The following is a 1,675-nucleotide window of genomic DNA, read 5'->3' as shown; positions in this document are numbered from 1 at the left end:
TGATATGCTCCCTTTAAGGTAGACAGATAAAAAACATAAATCTGTTTATTTTAAGGGGGGAGTTTTTATGTCTAATCGATCTCATTCTATTGAATTTAAATTAGAGGTAATCCAGGCTTATAATCAGGAAATGTATTCAGTAAGAGAATTATGTTCCAAGTACCAAATTCATGTTACGTCTTTATATGAATGGATAGAAAAGTTTGAGAAAGCAGGAAAACAAGGTCTAGTAAGCTCTAAAAAATGGAGAACCTATTCTGACACATTAAAAGAAGCAGCGGTGACAGATTATCTGTCAGGCTCATATTCATTACATGAGGTGGTTAGAAAGTATAATATTTCAACTAAATCGGTACTCAGAGGGTGGATTAAAAAGTATAATAGTCATAGAAAATTAAAAGACACAGGAAAAGGGAGAACAAATTCTATGGCTAAAGGAAGAACCACCACCTGGGAAGAGAGAAAAGAAATAGCTATTTACTGTATGAAAAATGGAAAAAATTATCAAGAAACAGCTGATAAGTATAAGGTTTCCTATCACCAAGTATATCACTGGGTTAAAAAATATGAATTAGATGGGGCTGAAGCGTTAAAGGACAATCGCGGAAGAACGAAAATGGAATCGGAATGGTCACCAGAAGAAAAAATAAAAGTACAAATGAAGCGAATGGAATGGGAAAATGAACGTTTAAGGGCGGAGAATGAATTTTTAAAAAAGTTAGAGGAAATCGAAAGGAGGCGAAAATAAATCAAGTAAGGTATGAAGATAGATATACAGCGATACAAGAACTTCATGAGGAAGAGCATTTTTCGATTACCCTTCTTTGTAAGATTGCGATGGTAACCAGAGCTGCCTACTATAAATGGGTAAACCGACTACCAACAGAACGAGAAATTCAAAATAAGGAACTTATAAAAGCAATGACGGACCTTCATGAGGAAGTAGAAGGTATTTATGGATATCGTCGTTTGAAAATGAATATGAATCGTCAATTTAAAAAGAAATTTAACCACAAACGAATCCAGCGATTGATGAAGGTTGCAGGGATAAAGTCGGTGATACGAAAGAAGAAGTATCGTTATAAACCTTCCGTTCCTCAACAAGTGGCGGAAAACCTCTTGAATCGTGAATTTAAAGCAACGAAGCCAAATGAAAAATGGGTAACAGATGTCACGGAATTCAAATATGGTCAGTCTCAAAAGGCTTATTTAAGTGCAATTCGTGATGTGTATGATGGATCCATTGTCAGCTATGTTATTAGTCATCGAAATAATAACTTACTTGTTTTCCAAACGTTAGATTTAGCGATCGCTAGGTTAAAAGAAGGAGAACATCCGCTTCTTCATAGTGACCGAGGATTTCAATACACTTCCTATCAATTTAAGCAGAAACTAGATAAAGCAAAAATGACGCATAGTATGTCTCGCGTAGGAAAATGTATTGATAACGCCCCCCAATGGAATCGTTTTGGGGGAACTCTCAAATGTGAGAAATACTATTTACATACGTATAAGACATTTGAAGAGCTTTCTAAAGACATAAATAATTACATTTATTTTTACAATCATCATCGATACCAGGAAAAATTAAACGACCTAAGTCCCATGGAATACAGGACAAAGATCGCCTAAGCAATTTATTTATTTCCGCTGTCTACTTGACAGGGAGCAGTTC

1 protein-coding gene is annotated in these 1,675 nt (G+C 35.2%); it reads left to right on the top strand.

The window, feature by feature from the left end; genetic code table 11:
* Positions 1 to 67 precede the first annotated feature (67 nt).
* A protein-coding gene (locus JCM21714_RS19660; protein ID WP_148295091.1) for an IS3 family transposase occupies positions 68 to 1,632 on the top strand; the annotation gives its coding sequence in 2 pieces (ribosomal slippage) (positions 68 to 710 and positions 710 to 1,632; 1,566 coding nt in all).
* Positions 1,633 to 1,675 lie beyond the last annotated feature (43 nt).

This window comes from Gracilibacillus boraciitolerans JCM 21714 (genome assembly GCF_000521485.1).
Taxonomy (GTDB): Bacteria; Bacillota; Bacilli; order Bacillales; family Amphibacillaceae; genus Gracilibacillus; species Gracilibacillus boraciitolerans.
This window is presented reverse-complemented; position numbering and strand designations above follow the sequence as displayed.